This window comes from Arthrobacter wenxiniae, from assembly GCF_013376105.1.
In the GTDB taxonomy this organism is placed as follows: Bacteria; Actinomycetota; Actinomycetes; order Actinomycetales; family Micrococcaceae; genus Specibacter; species Specibacter wenxiniae.
In genome coordinates, this window is record NZ_JAAMFM010000039.1 from 1 (window position 1) to 14,869 (window position 14,869).

11 protein-coding genes and 2 pseudogenes are annotated in these 14,869 nt (G+C 60.1%); 9 read left to right on the forward strand and 4 right to left on the reverse strand.

From position 1 onward, the window contains the following. On the forward strand, positions 1-907 hold a 907-nt coding region (locus G6034_RS17750), incomplete at its 5' end, for a P-loop ATPase, Sll1717 family (protein WP_176636440.1). A gap of 1,345 nt (positions 908-2,252) precedes the next feature. Here the strand turns inward: G6034_RS17750 and G6034_RS17755 are convergent. Then, positions 2,253-3,098, reverse strand: coding sequence for a hypothetical protein (locus tag G6034_RS17755; protein WP_176636441.1), 846 nt, complete (start codon positions 3,096-3,098; stop codon positions 2,253-2,255). Next, positions 3,095-3,418: a PadR family transcriptional regulator gene (locus G6034_RS17760; RefSeq protein ID WP_176636442.1), complete on the reverse strand. Its 324-nt coding sequence runs from the start codon at positions 3,416-3,418 to the stop codon at positions 3,095-3,097. The genes G6034_RS17755 and G6034_RS17760 overlap by 4 nt, the downstream gene beginning before the upstream one ends. A gap of 46 nt (positions 3,419-3,464) precedes the next feature. Here G6034_RS17760 and G6034_RS17765 point away from each other — a divergent pair, with 46 nt between their 5' ends. Continuing rightward, entirely contained in the window at positions 3,465-3,827 is a 363-nt protein-coding gene (locus G6034_RS17765; RefSeq protein WP_176636443.1) for a hypothetical protein, read from the forward strand. A 286-nt stretch (positions 3,828-4,113) separates the two neighbouring features. On the opposite strand, the gene G6034_RS17770 is transcribed toward G6034_RS17765, so the two are convergent. Then, positions 4,114-5,613: a SulP family inorganic anion transporter gene (locus G6034_RS17770; protein ID WP_246296260.1), complete on the reverse strand. Its 1,500-nt coding sequence runs from the start codon at positions 5,611-5,613 to the stop codon at positions 4,114-4,116. Positions 5,614-5,798: 185 nt separating this feature from the next. Between G6034_RS17770 and G6034_RS17775 the strand changes: the two genes are divergently transcribed. The 7 genes and pseudogenes from G6034_RS17775 to G6034_RS19985 form a co-directional block, all read left to right on the forward strand. Further along, positions 5,799-6,200: a MerR family transcriptional regulator gene (locus G6034_RS17775; protein ID WP_176636472.1), complete on the forward strand. Its 402-nt coding sequence runs from the start codon at positions 5,799-5,801 to the stop codon at positions 6,198-6,200. A gap of 925 nt (positions 6,201-7,125) precedes the next feature. Beyond that, on the forward strand, positions 7,126-8,166 hold the full coding sequence (locus tag G6034_RS17780; RefSeq protein WP_176636445.1) for a TRAP transporter substrate-binding protein DctP: 1,041 nt from the start codon (positions 7,126-7,128) through the stop codon (positions 8,164-8,166). 1 nt (position 8,167) lies between these two features. Next, entirely contained in the window at positions 8,168-10,141 is a 1,974-nt protein-coding gene (locus G6034_RS17785; RefSeq protein ID WP_176636446.1) for a TRAP transporter large permease, read from the forward strand. Between the two features lie 3 nt (positions 10,142-10,144). Further along, entirely contained in the window at positions 10,145-11,296 is a 1,152-nt protein-coding gene (locus G6034_RS17790; protein WP_176636447.1) for a LacI family DNA-binding transcriptional regulator, read from the forward strand. A 113-nt stretch (positions 11,297-11,409) separates the two neighbouring features. Then, positions 11,410-12,171, forward strand: a complete 762-nt coding sequence (locus G6034_RS17795) for an SDR family NAD(P)-dependent oxidoreductase (protein WP_176636448.1) — start codon at positions 11,410-11,412, stop codon at positions 12,169-12,171. A gap of 33 nt (positions 12,172-12,204) precedes the next feature. After that, the gene (locus tag G6034_RS17800) at positions 12,205-12,654 is read left to right on the forward strand and encodes an RbsD/FucU domain-containing protein (protein ID WP_176636449.1); all 450 of its coding nucleotides are present in this window, start codon (positions 12,205-12,207) and stop codon (positions 12,652-12,654) included. Positions 12,655-12,829: 175 nt separating this feature from the next. Then, a pseudogene (locus G6034_RS19985) lies at positions 12,830-13,118 on the forward strand (transposase); the annotation flags it as partial. 556 nt (positions 13,119-13,674) lie between these two features. On the opposite strand, the pseudogene G6034_RS17805 reads toward G6034_RS19985, so the two are convergent. Beyond that, positions 13,675-14,798: pseudogene (locus G6034_RS17805) on the reverse strand (transposase); the annotation flags it as partial. Positions 14,799-14,869 lie beyond the last annotated feature (71 nt).

Sequence of the window (14,869 nt, forward strand, 5' to 3'; positions counted from 1 at the left end):
GCCAAATCGGCATATCCTACTTCTGGATGGATTAGATTCCATTTTCCTCAACGATGCAGCCTATGACGAGTCGCTTTCTGGTCTAGCGCAAGCTGCCTATGAAATCAACATCGAATTGACGGAAGCTAGGGCCACTGGATCGGTGGTGTTGTTGATCCGAAATGACATCTTTTCGCGTATCTCTTTGGTATTGCCAGACGCCCATAAAATGCGTGACTTCGCATTTGATCTGGATTGGCGCGTCCTGTCTGGTGCGGCCGGGGTATCGTCGCCTCTGATCCAGCTAATCAACCGCAAATCCAGTCAGGAGCGGGGCGATGGACCAATAGACGTGCTGTCATATTTCCCTGAAAAGATTTCTCCTGTTGGGGGTCGTGGAGGTGTTCGAAAACGCAATCCCTCGAGATTGCAATACCTTCTCAATCTAACGCGGCATACACCCCGTGACATCCTCCAGCTCATGGAACACATCCGCTTAGCCTCTATGCATTTGGATCTTACTCCGGTCAAGCCACTGCCCATCGAGACTATCCGAGAGGGAGTCGTGCAGTACTCGACTAAGTACTTTGTCGATGCGCTCCACGGTGAGTTTGCTGGCTACGAAGGTGGCCGAGAAGAGGCAGAGGCTGCCCTGCAGGCTCTGAAATGGATGGAGGATTCGCGGTTCACAAGAGGTGATTACCGACGTTCATTGCAGAAGCATTTCCCAGGACTGGAGACAAAGGCGGATGAATTCCTTCGCCTGCTCTTTTTTGCGGGAGCTCTCGGAAATCTCTTCGACAACGGAGGAGAGAGATATTTAGTCTTCTATCACCGGCGAAATGACGTAGATCTTAATGTTCAGGGAACATTGGTACTTCACAACGCGCTTACCCACGCGTGGTCCAAGAAGTTCGGTCTCTCTTGAAGGTGAGTGCTGCATGACTGACAAGCTTATGGAGATGGTTCAAGAATTCAGGTATTGGCGGTCATCAATACCAACAGGCCTATTGTTGGCTTTCCTAGGTGCACTCATAATACTGACTCGCTGGCCTATATTTGCGCAACCGCAGAAGTGGATCGCGCCCGCCTTTTGGCCTCTTCTGAGCTCGATCAGTATACCCGGGTGGCTGCTACTTGCGCTGGTGCTCTCGGCGCTCTTGGGGTCATGGTGGTGTGGATTTACGTCTGGATTTGCCGTCTTATGGGCGCGCCGCGTCGTTTTATGGGCGCCGCTACACGTGAACACAGAAGATTGGCATCTCGTGCGACGTCTTTGGACGTCGCTGTACGTGCCGCAAGCCACCGTGCGCCGCCTGAAGTCGGAGATGGCGGAGGTGGCGGAGGTGGCAGACTACTCGGACCTAGAGACTCTGGATAGACCCGCTGCATACAAAATCTTTATCCGTGAGGCCGTGGGGCCTTATCCATCTAGCTATGCCGACGGTCCGACTGACGGTGAGCTGGTAAAATTATGGACCGACCTTCGGCTGTCATGCGGTCTCATCCTCCCACTTACGATCGCCATATATGCCTTTCCGGCCATCGTGGAGCCTGGCATTTCTGGTTTGGATGTCTGGGCTACTGTCGGATCAATCGTCGCCTTCTGCGTGTTATTGGTCGAGTCTCATATCCGGATCCGGCGTGTGATCGAACTGTCAATCACAACCCACCTCGACGCGGCCTCGCTTGGATTATGCGCCCGAGCTGCTCATGGATCGGGGCGCACTGCGCGGGAGACGACAATTGCTAACGGCCGAACTCTCTAGCGCGATTGAATGCAATTTCAGAAGACTCATCGGCCAGGACATGCTCTTCTGGTTCACGTACGTGGAGATAATCGAGGCCATCCAGAAATTGCGTTTAAGCTGTGGACTGTCCCAGAGATTTTGTCGCCGCCCTGTGGGTGTCCCCTCGGGTAACGAGCCGACTTGTTTCTCACGATAGCTCTGCTCGAATTCTTCAGGAGCCCGGTTGACTAGGGGCATTGAAGGGGGCTTTGTGCCAGGGCCCTGCGTACGGCGATCTGAGGGCCAATATTTGGTTGCGACGGTTTTAAGCCAAGCGGGTATGAAAAAACCGCGGATTTCCGCCGATTTACCGTCCGCAGATTGAAAATCGTGACGTCAAATGGAGTCGGATTAGGGGCCCCCATCGGGGTCGTGATTCAGTGATGTTGCCAACTGTCGTGGCGGATCGGGCGACATCAGTGCCTTGCTGAACGCGTGTCGTCACTTGCAGGCGCTGGCCCTGGAACCGGGGGTATGGGGCGGCTATTTCTGGTACACGGCCTTGAGGCCATGGGCGGAGCTCACCAGCGCGATGACTGAGGCGATGACGGCAACGAGGGCCACGATGATCACAGGGATGATACTGCCGAGCAGTGCGGCGTCGCGACCGAGGAATACTGCGATCACGCTGCACCCACACATGGCGGTCAACACAAAGGCAAGGCCGGCGCCGAGGAACACGGGTGCACGCAGCGTCGAAATCCCTGCGTCAAGTCGCCGCAGGCTCAAGGTCGACCCAACACCCAGGCAGCCAAGGAAGGCCACGAGCGCGAGCAACCAGGCAGTGAGGGCCCCGAACAGGCCGGGCGGATGCTGTGCGCCTTCAGGGCGGATCAACGTGAGCGCCAGGAACCCCACCGCCACAACGACCGCCAGGATTATCGCGGGAATGAGCGGGACGAGCACCCGCGTTGCTTGCGACCGCAGGGCGGGAAGGAGAACGCGGGCCACAATGAGGCACAGTCCAAGCAGTGCAATCACCCATCCGAGACAGAGGAGGACGCTCGCGGCATCCATTAGCCCCCTGACCGCTGCGACAGTGTCTGGCCCTGCCGGGTCCAGGAGCGCCTTGTTCAGCGCCGGGACGATCAGGAAAGCAGCGCACCACGCGATCCAGGTGGTCGAGACGGTCGCCTGCAGGCGCAAGCGTTTGCCGTTCGGGCCGTTGAAAGTCGGCCGGACCCATGCCCGGAGTGCGCCACCGAACAGGTCCGCCGTCGTACGCGCCGATGCGGGCATTTCCTCAACCAGGGCGGCCAGTTCGCCACCGTAACGGGCACGAAAGGAGGGCGGATAGGCGCGCAGTGCCAGTCTTGCCAGGGGACTCATGGCTGGGCCGTCTTCAACCGTGCCAGGCCGTGGGAGGCGAAACTGCTCATCGCCTTCAACCGCTCCGTCAGCAGCGCCGAGCCTGAGGCCGTGATCTCATAAGGGCGACGGCGGTCCTCGCCGGGAAGGGCGCGGACGTAACCGCGGGCTTCAAGTCGGGACAGGGCCGCGTACAGCGTGCCCGGACCAAGGGTGACCCCGGCGGATTCCTCGGTGTCCTGCACGATCGCATAGCCGTGTTTCGGGCCGGCCGCGAGGCTTCCGAGGATCAGCAGGGCAGGATCAGCCCACGCCACGTCTTGTTTGCGCCGAACCATCATTTACTCCGTCTGTCGTAGTACGTGAAACGATACTATACTGCCTCTCATGAGCAAACCACCCCGCACGACGTTCCTTTGGCCAATCCTTGCAGCCGCACTCGGCGCCCTCCTGGGTCTGATCGGCGCGCGCTACATCTTCGTGGGGTCCGCGCTGAGCCTGGTCCCGTGGGGGCTCGCTGCCCTCATTATCGGGTTGCTCTCCAAAACCTGGGCGACCGCCGCCAGCCGCAGTGCGCTCTTCGGGTTCTGCCTCGCAGGGACGTTCATGCTGGCGGGCTATCAAGGCACAGTCCCCGTGACGAACCATCTGATCCCCTTCGCCATCATTGGCCTCGTCGGCGCCCTCTGCGCCATCGCCGGTGCAACAGTCGGCCGGCTGGTCCGAACGAAGGTTCGCGCGCGGTCCTAACCTCGGTGTTTCATGAGCGTGTGTCAGGGTGGCGTCATTGAATCCTGAAAGGTGCCTCTGACGGTCATGAAACGCCGAGGCTAGGCGAGACTAACGTTGCCGCGGGTGACGTGTTCGATGGCGGCGACAGCTCGAGCATTGGTGAAATCGTCGGGATTGAGCACGCGGCCGAGATGTTTCCAAGGGCGGTCGCGGAAGACGAGGAGCTCTTCGTGGCGAGAGATCGGTAGCAACCTCGCCAACCGCGTCATCGTCGCGATGGTGTTGGTCGCCTCTCGCGACCCGGTCAGGCGCCGAACTGTCCAGTGAGGCGGCGGTGGAAGCCGGCGCTGCGCTCATCGAGTCCTTCAATGGTCACCGTGGCGCCATGGTCACGGTATTTCGTCTCGATGGAGTCGAGGGCGGCAACCGTTGAGGCGTCCCAGATCTGGGCCCGACTGAGATCAATGGACACGGAGGTCGGGTCGTCGGCGTAAGAGAAGTGCTCGACGAGGTCATTGCTGCTCCCGAAGAACAGCGGCCCCACCACCGCATAGTGGACACTTCCGCCGTCGCCTGCCAGGGTCCGGTCGATACTGATCACGTGGGCCACCCGACGGGCGAAGAGCACCATCGCGAGAATGACACCGACGATGACGCCGTAGGCGAGGTTGCTGGTGATGACCACGACGGCGACGGTAGCGCCCATGACGATCGTCTCCGGGACTGGCATCCGTTTCAGGGTAGACGGTTTTACGCTGTGCCAGTCCACGGTGGTGACAGCAACGACCATCATGACCGCGGCGAGGGCGACCATCGGGATCTGTCCCATGATCTCGCTGAGCCCTGTCACCAGGGCCAGCAGAAACACTCCGGCCACGATCGTGGAGATGCGGGTGCGGGCCCCGCCTGTCTTGACGTTCAGGACGGTCTGGCCGATCATCGCGCAGCCGGCGATGCCGCCGTAGAACCCGGCGAGGATGTTCGAGACGCCCAGGGCCCAGGACTCGCGGCCCTTGTGCGAGGGGGCGTCGGTGATCTCGTCGACGAGTTTCGCGGTGAGGAGGGTTTCCATGAGACCGACGAACGCGACGCTCAACGCGGTGGGCAAAACCAGCTGCAGGGTTGCCAGGTTCAGCGGGACGAGGAACGGGGTGATTCCGGGCATCTTCCCGGTGAGGGGGCCCTCGCCGGAGACGTTCGGAACGACGAGGTGGGCGATGATGACGATCGCCGTGACGACGACGATCGCAACCAAGGGCGACGGGATGACCTTGGTGAAACGGGGAAGGATGAAAATGATCACGAACGTCAGAGCAAACAAGACGTAGGCGAGCCAGGGGACGTTGAGAACGTGGGGTACCTGCGCCGTGAAAATGAGCACGCCCAGGGCGTTGACGAACCCGATCATTACCGACCGCGGGATGAACCGCATCAGACGGGCAAGACCGGCAAGGCCAAAGACGATCTGGATGACACCGGCCAGGATCACCGCCGGCAGAACGTACTGGACACCATGGCCGTGGACGAGAGGGGCGATAACGAGAGCGACGGATCCGGCCGCTGCGGTGATCACGCCCGGCCGCCCGCCAAGGACCGACATCGTCAAAGCCAGAACGATGGAGGCGACAAGGCTGACCATCGGGTCGACCCCGGCGACAATCGAGAACGAAATGACCTCCGGAACCAGGGCGAGGGTGGTGACCATGCCCGCGAGAACCTCGCGGGATAGCTGCTGCGGAGAGCGCAGAGCACCCAGGACGGTGATCGGGTGGCGGATAAGGCGCGGGCGTTCGGCAAGGGCCAAGGAATGACTCCAGGGGCTTGGCTCTCTCAGGAGAGCGGGTGAGTAATCTTTTGCGCGCCACGTTGCGCACGAGTCCAGCCCCGTCATGGAAGACAATGGGGTGGGAAGAGAAATGGGGATGCTGATTTTCGGTCGCCTAAACAACTCTACCCTAACGTGAGGGTTGAGTCGGAATGGGTGACGTGATGATGAAGGCAATGTCGGCTGAAGAAGTCGTGGCGACAATGCATATCGGCGAGCTGGCAGACCGTTCGCAGATGTCCTTGCGGACCATCCGCCACTATGACGAGGTCGGTCTGCTCAAACCGTCCGGCCGCACGGAAGGAGGATTCCGCCTCTATACGGAACGCGACTTCACGCGTCTGCTCTTGATCCGCAGGATGAAGCCGCTGGGGTTCACGCTGGAGGCCATGTCCGATCTTCTTCGAGTTATCGACGAACTGGAAAAATCCGAACCCGGCGAAGGTGACGCCGATGTTCGCTCCCAGTTGAACGGATTTATCGAAGAGGCGGCGAAGCGTCGCGCCAAATTGGAGGAACAACTCGGCATGGCCGACGAGTTCCTGACACTACTGCGCGCTCAGTAGACGAGCCCGCGAACAAGTCTCCATCCAGGCGCGCCCCCTTTCAGGCGGCAGAGACATGGGCCGTTCAGTGCGGTAAAAATGACCGCCAAGAAACGCGTGTACATTTTTCACCGGAGACAGTACTAGCCATAGCCAGGACGCGAATGCCGGCCTGGAAATATGGTCCCCTGCATCTCCCTTCGGCCGGTGCGCGCAGGCGGGTATCCTCCCGGGTTCGGCCGGGATGCTCGGCAGCGGATCGGCTGTCGCAGCGTCCCTGGCCCACCTCGGCCGACGCATGTTGGCCATCGCTGGCGATGAGATATCCCTCGTAAATGGCCAAAATCACGACAGCCGCACAGATTCAAGGACACACCTTGGTGGTCGTTATCGACAACCCGGAATACGGGACAGACCACACCCACCAGAGACACCACTATGCGGACAGAATTATCGGCACCCAACTCAAAAGACCCGCTTTGCCCCAAAGGCCATCAATTGGGCCAAGGACTTCAGCCCCAGCGACCTCGTCGCGGGCCCCTGTCCTACCACCGGACAAGGACGCATGGAGCGCCTGATGAGGTGAGAGTTGCATGTCCGGTTCGGCGGGCAGCCACCGCGAGCCCCAGCCCAGCAACAAGCGACCGGGCGCGCCGTGGCTGACCCAACTAACAACACAGGCGGCGGTCATTTCATGAACTTTCGTCTGGGCACTTGTGGCGACGTAACCGGTTCGCTATGATTTTGATTACAGCACGATTTCACGTGAACCAGTTGGCGCTAGCCTTCGTCGCGTGAGTAGCGGAAGCTCGGTAATCCCTCGTTTTTAGCTTCCGTTTTCAGCAAAATTTAGACTGCAATCCTGCACTTGGGGCGCGTAACCGGTTAGATTTTAGATCATTCGGTGGTTCATTTGGTGCACATTTTAGTTCAAAGGAGATCTACAGTGAATAAGTCTGCGCCTTCTCGGCGGTCTGTGCTCAAATATGGTGCGGGTCTGGCCATGACGGTGGCGTCTGCGCCATTGCTGGCTGGATGTGTGGGTTCCAAGACCCCTGGGTCAGCCAAACAAGTGACGCTGAAGATGTCTTCATCGATGCCGGGGCAAGCGGGTAATGCGCATAGTGCATGGTTCGCGAAGTTCTCGTCGTTGTTGAAGACGAAGGTAGGCGACGCGGTGAAAGTGGATTACTTTCCGAATAGTCAGTTGGGCGACGAGGCGCACATTGTGGCTCAGATTCCGTTGGGTGCTGTTGACATGATGATCTCCGGCTCTTCCATTTGGGAGCAGGTCGCCCCGGAGTTTGGCATTTTGGACATGGGTTACCTGTTTTCCAGCTGGGATACCGTCGGCAGCGTTTTGGACTCGAAAGCGGGCACTCAGCTTGCGACCCTGCTTGAGCAGAAGAACAAAACGACAATTGTCGGGTGGGCATACAACTTCGGTGCTCGGAACATGCTGACGAAACGGCCGGTCAGCAGCCCGGCAGACTTGCACGGGATGAAGATCAGGACGCTGCAGGCCACGGAGGTGATTGCGACAGTGAACCTGATGGGCGCTGTGGCAACACCGTTGCCAACGACCGAAGTCTACACCTCGTTGCAGACGGGCCTCATCGACGGTGCCGAGCATGACGCTCCCACCATCCTGCAGAACAAATGGTCCGATAACGCGAAGAACTTGGCCCTGACCGAACATCTTTTCAACCCCCTCACGGCTGTCATCAGCAGCTCCTCCTTGGCCAAAATCCCCAGCCAGCATCGCAATGACTTCCTGGCGGCCGCAAAGGAGGCGACCGCCTACCAACGGACCCAGGCGGTTGCCGCCGAAAAGAAGGCGATGGCCGCTTTGAAAGCCGACGGGGTCACGATAAGGACTGTCGATAAGAGCAAGTTTAAGGCCCAGGTGAAGCCCCTGTGGGCAGAGTTCACTGCCAAGAATCCTTCGGCGAAGCCGATTCTGCAGTCCATTGTGGCTGGGAGTTGAGATGGACGCTCGTGAGCACCCGCGAGCCGATGACAGTGGCGGCGTCGTACCGGCCACCCTGGTGTCTGACGTAACTGACGTGATTTTGGATGACGAACTGCTGCCAAGGACAAATGGGCGGATCGGCAAGTGGTTTCACGGCGTCATCGCCATCGCCGTGGTGGTTGTCTTGATCGCGAGCCTGGTGGTCGTTTTCATTTCGGTGATTTCACGGTATTTTCTCGGCCGCCCACTGGCGTGGGCAGACGACGCCGACACGTCCATGTTGGTGGCCATCGGATTCCTTGGTGCAGCCTTGACACTCGCCCGCGGTGAACATCTCGGAGTGACTGCGCTTCGCGATCGCCTAAGCGGGCGTCTCGGGGAGGTCAATGAGGCCTTGATCGCCTGGATCGTGTTGATCGTGGCTGTGTCGTTGGGCTGGTCGAGCAACAAAATTTCGGAAACGGTCGGCGGCCAGACCACGTCGACTGGTTTGCCTGAGATCATCAACTATCTGCCAATCCTGATCAGTGCAGGCTTCATGGTGATCTTCGCCCTGCTCGACCTGCTGCGATCGAAGTGGCGGGCTGTGGTGGGATCCGCACTGATACTGCTGTGCCTGACGGCGGCGTGGGTTCTGGTCGGGCTCTTGGCTCCTGGGGCGCTGCCTCTGCCAATTGTCCTAATGCTGCTCGGATTCGTTATCACGCTGCTCATAGGGGTGCCCATCGGATTCTCGCTGGCTTTCGGTGCCTTGTTGTATTTCTGGGGTGGCGGCAACGTCTCGATCGCATTGTTCTCCCAGCAAATGGAGTCGGGTATTTCCAACGTGGTCTTGCTGGCGATTCCATTCTTTGTCCTGGCCGGACTGATCATGGAAATCAATGGAATGTCGCGCCGCTTGATCGAACTCTTGTTGGTGGGTATTGGCCGGTTCCGAAGCGGGCTGCGCATCGTCATGATCGTGGCGATGGCACTCTTCTCTGGCATCTCCGGCTCGAAGAGCGCGGACGTGGCTGCCGTGGGAACCATGCTGCTGCCCGCGTTTCGCAAGTCCAAACAAAGCGAGTATGAGGCGGTCGCGCTGCTAAGCGCCTCAGCAGTGATGGGCGAGACCATCCCCCCCTGCATCAACATGATCATCTTGGGCTATGTGGCAAGCGTCTCGATTGGCGGCCTGTTCATTGCCGGAATCGTACCGGCAGTCTTGTTGGCGATCGGACTTGCGGTGGTTGCGATCCTTACCGTGCCTAAACTGAGCGCCGCCGACGGCGACCAGACGGTGGGCGCCGCGCCTTCGGCCCCTCGGCGGACCCCGGCCCAGAGGATCCGACTCGTCGCAGGCGCAGGAGCGGCTCTGTTCATGATTGTGATCATTTTCGGGGGCATTCTGGGTGGTATCGCAACTCCGACCGAAGTTTCCGCCTTCGCCGTCGTATATGCCTTCGTTGTCGGCGGTCTGGTCTTCCGCGAAATGAAGGTGCACTCGACGCTTTCGTTCCTGGTGCGCTCAGCCTCATTGGCGGGAATGATCTTGTTCATCGTCGCCTCCGCACAGGCAGTCACCTACGTGCTCACCGCCGAGCAAGTCCCCCAAGCCATGGCAAACGCCTTGATTGGACTAGCGCACTCCCAAGGCGTATGGCTGTTTCTTGTGGTGAGTATCGTTATGCTAGTTGTGATGGGATCGGTCCTTGAGGGGGCCCCGGCGTTGATCATTTTTGGCCCGCTGCTAATTCCCATTGCCAGCGATCTGGGAATCAACACCCTGCAATTCGGCATCGTCTTGATCATTGCCATGGGACTGGGATTGTTCTCTCCGCCGTTCGGGGTGGGCCTCTACACGGCATGCGCAGTGGGGCAGGTGCCCATCGAGAAGGTTGCCAGGCCGATCGTAAAATACCTCGCCGTGCTCGGCGTTGGGCTGCTGGTGATAGCTTTCGTTCCATGGGTGAGTCTGGCTTTGCCCAACCTACTCGGATTCAAGGGGTGATCCATGCTCAATAAATCGAACAACCCGACAGTGCAACACCAGGGAAACGGTAAACCGGCGGGGGAAGTACTGAAAAAGCATCCAGCCACAGCCACCGGATCCGGCCGCGGCGGCAACCCGACCATTCGGCAAGTCGCCGCCAGCTCAGGCGTGTCTATTGCCACGGTCTCGGCGGTAATAAACGGCACTCGCTACGTAAGTGCGGACACGGCAGCCCGCGTGAACGCCGCAATCGCGGCAACCGGATATCGACCTAATCGTCTGGCTCGCGGGCTGAGCTCGAGCAGGACCAGGACGGTCGGAATCTTGATGCCCACGATCTTGAGCCCAACCGCACCGCTGCTGCTCAAATCAGCCGCCGATGCCCTGCACGCTCACGGGTTCTCCGTCATGTTTTCCAACACAGAAATGCGCGCCTCCTGGGAAAGGGAAGCCACCGAGTTCATGTTCGATTCACAAGTCGACGGGCTCCTTACTGTGCCGGCCACCGGAGATTCTTCGGCGCTTGAACTCTTTTCACGTGCCAGGAAACCTGTCGTCCTCATGCTTCACGGAATCAAGGACAACACCATGTACGATGTCGTGCGGTCCGGGAACTTCAAAGGCTCCTTCGATGCGGTCAGCCACCTCATCGACCAAGGATCAACACGCATCGCACTACTGGCACTACCTCCGGACACGCTGTCTGAAACGGAGCGGATTGACGGATACAAAACGGCGCTCATGGCCGCCGGCATGACCCCAGAGCCTGAACTGATCCAAGTCGGGGCGCCCAGCGAAAGCGGGCTCAGCGAGAGGGACGGCTTTGACCTTACGCGAAAACTGATGGAACTGCCAGCACCCCCTAACGCGATTTTCGCCATGAACCAGTACATGGCGATCGGATGTCTGGCAGCCCTGAAAGAACTGCGCCTGCGCGTTCCCGAAGACATCGCAGTGGTCGGCTACGACGATCTGATTTGGACCAAGCATCTCCAACCGGCGTTGTCGACGGTTTCGCAACAAATCGAAGAAATCGGCAGGCTCGCAGCAGAACGACTGATCCATCGACTCAACGACGAAGAAGACCCCGTTGCAGCAACATCAGTCACCGTCGATACCAAGCTAATCATTCGAGCCTCCAGCGACCGCCACCGAGAACTACACAGACAATAACCGTGGTGCGGCTTGAGCGCCGATCAACCACCAAAAAGGTCCATAAACCATCCCACCCCGTGACATCCACACGAACCCACAGAAACCAATCCAGAAAATAGAGGGACTCTCCAATGGCCATTTCCTTACCCGGCAAGAACGCGCTCGTGACCGGCGGCGGCGTTGGTATCGGAAAGGAGATCTCACTCGAGCTGGCCCGCGCCGGCGCCTGCGTTGCGGTCACCTACCTCAGCCACCAGCCCGACGATGCCTTCTCCGCGGCGATCCACCAAGAATCCGGCCATCCACTCCTGGCCCTGCAGGTTGACGCAACGATATCCAACGACGTTCAAAGCGCAGTCGAACGAGTCCAGCATGAATTCGACAGCATCGACATTCTGGTCAACAATATCGGTGGTCTCATCCAGCGTGAACGCATCGTCGACATGGACTTCGCCCTTTGGCAGAACGTCATGGCAGTCAACCTGGACAGTGTCTTCTTGGCAACCCACTACACCCTGCCCTTCATGTCCACCGGGTGGGGACGCATCATCAACGTTGCTTCCCTCGCCGGACATAACGGTGGTCACCCAGGAGCAGTCGCCTATGCCTCATCAAAAGCAGCAATCTTCGGATTCACCAGAGGGCTGTCCCGGGAAGTTGCCGAGCGAGGAATCACCGTCAACGCCCTGGCACCGGGTTTCATCGAGGCAACACCGTTTCATGACACCTTCACGACTGCCGAGTCCAAAGCTTCCACCGTTCAATCAATCCCACTTCAGCGTGCAGGTACCCCTGAAGACGTCGCCGGGGCCGCCCTCTGGCTCGCCTCCGACCTTTCCAGCTTCGTCACTGGTGCAACGATAAATATCAACGGGGGCCAGTACTTTGCGTGACCGTGTCAGAATCAATGAGCAGAGCGATTCCCGATGATTGCAGGCACTCTCATTCACCCCGGAATTATCTCCGCACTAGCTGCGGCCGGACACGGCTCCACCGTCCTGATCACTGATAGCCACTATGCTGCAAAGACGGCTGTAGGGCCGAACGCGGAGCGCATCTTCCTCAACTTGACCGCTGGAAACCCCACGGTACCGCAGGTACTCTCGGTGCTCCTGGACACCGTCACAGTCGAGAACGCAACAGTCATCAGCCCCAGCCCAGACGCGCTACCCAGCCAAGTACAGGACGAGATACGCGTTCTAATGCCCTCCGGGGTGCCAATAGGATCGGTCACCCGGAACGAGTTCTATGCTCTGGCACGCACCCCGGATCTCGCACTCTGCGTAGTCAGCGGTGACACCCGTCGCTTCGCCAACGTCCTCTTAACCCTCGGCGTACTCGCAAGGAGTCAGACCAACATTCACCACCATGGATAGGTGGTTGATGGCGCATAGCCTCGGATGGTAGCGCCTGTCTGGGCAGTTGGCGTGGAAGCCGTGAGTCTCACCATCCACGTAGTGAAGAGCTTCAATGTCCACGATGTGCTGGGGGTCCACACCGCTTCGGCCCACATCCGCTGGCAAGTGCGTCGATGCCTAACACGAGGCGGTGATGCTGGTCCAGCCCCCGTTGGATAAGTGGTTGCCAAAGAATCACTTGGCCCCGTTTATTGCCCAGCTCGTCGATCATGAACTGAATCTAGCCAGGTTCTACACGTCCCACGCGAAGGCCAAGGGCCAGCCCCCGTATGACCCGCGCTTGATGCTACGCATCGTGCTCTTGGGATACTGCGTTGGGGGTGCGGTCCTCCCGGGAGTTGGAGCGTTCGTGCACGGATGTGGTCGCGTTCCGGTGGCCGACAGCCCAGCAGCCCACGTATTTCCGTTCCATCGGAAGATTCCCCGGGACGTCTGAATATTCGCCTTTGTGAGCTCCGCCTGTGGTGCGGGCGAGCGTCACCGCCTGGTAGGGCGGCCGGTGTGGTTGAGCGCCACCCTTCGCGTGGTTGGGCGCCACCTCAATAGGCCCCTTCCACCATGTGACGGCCACGTGGTGGAAGGAGTACCGGTAATGGTATGGAAGATCAAGGCGAAACTTGTCTTGCAGTTGCGCACCCAGGGACTGTCGCGCAGTGCGATCTCGTCCCCTCACGGCATGTCAAGGCACAGCATTCAGTCGGTGCTGGATGCTGCGGACCGGGCAGGTCTGGGCTGGGACGACGTTGCGGAGATATCCGAGGGCGAGGTGTATGCGGCCCTGTTTCCCGGCCGCGGGGTGCGCGAGAGCGTGTTTGTGCAGCCGGACTGGCCCCGGGTGCACCGGGAGCTGGCGCGGGTCGGGGTGACGTTGAAGCAGCTGCACAAGGAGTATGTCGACGCGAGCGGTCCGTCGGGACAGGCGGTGATGAGTTACGACCGGTTCTGCCAGCTTTACGGCGACTACGCGACCGTCACCGGCTTCAACGTCTTGATCCGGTTCTCGCAGCAGCCCCGGGCGCGGTGGCGGGCATCGAGGGTGGGCCCGTGCCAGCGCGGGGAGTTCGTCAAAAACGCTGTCACCCGGTGCCCTTCCACATCCAAGAGCGTTGACTGCGCGCCGGGGTGGAGGGGCCCGGCGCGCAGGTACAGGTTCGTGCCCTCCGGGTAGTCCTCCAGTCCGAGAACGTCTGTGGCGCTGACGACCCAGGCGTCCCCGCGTTCATCCCCGCCCTGGTCCAGGGCCGGCTGCCAGTACTGCTTGTCATTGATCCAGGCCACCAGGCGCGCCTTCATCACGGGCACCGGGTAGGAGACGCTCAACTGCACGCCCAGGGACGCCAGGTGATGCTGGAATTTGCGTGAGTCCCCGGCACTGTCGGTGCGCACCAGGATCTTCTCCCCGATCAACCTGCCGTCCTCGTCGTAGAACGCGTCGGGCAGCCCGGCGACCGCGGCGGTGAAGATTCTGACGTGGTCCTCGGCGCTGTTGGCCCCGACATTGTCCGGGCGTAGCAGGGTCGCCGCGACCTCTCCCGTCCCGTGGCCGGCGCCGTAGTCAAAGCTGCCCACGGGACGGTGCGAACCCGTACCCGCCCTTGTACGTGCCCACGGCCCGTTTCTCCTCGCTGTGGGACGTCACCAGGGTCGCGTCCAGGTCCAGGATGAGCCGGTCCAGGGCCGTCGCGGCCAGGGCCCGGTTGCGGTCCCCGGCCGCCTCCCATACCCGGGTGCGCAGTTCCTGCGAATAAGGTGGCGAACCCGTAGGCGAAAACGTCCGGGTTCGCACCGGCATGCCTGAAGAAGCGCGAGACCGTCGCGTTCGAGGCGACCTGGCCAAAGACACCGCCGCCGCAGCGCAGGAGGTCCAGATCGCTGACGTGTTCCCCGCCGCCGGCCAGCATCACGGCCAACGCCCCCAGAATCGTCCCGGGCCTGTGCGACGCACCCGCAGGAACAAACGGGCCCAGCCGGTCCTCACACAAGCCACGAAACCCGAGCGCGTCGATGAACGAGGTCACTACGTTCACCCCGGCATGGGAGATCAGCGACTGACCCGACGTAGCGACGGGAGGGGAGGGGAAAACTCCGGCAATCTTGGACATCAGAAAGGTGCTTCTTTCAGCCGGTATAACAGTGCGTCAACAACACTATTTCCCAGCAAAGAAGCACCTTT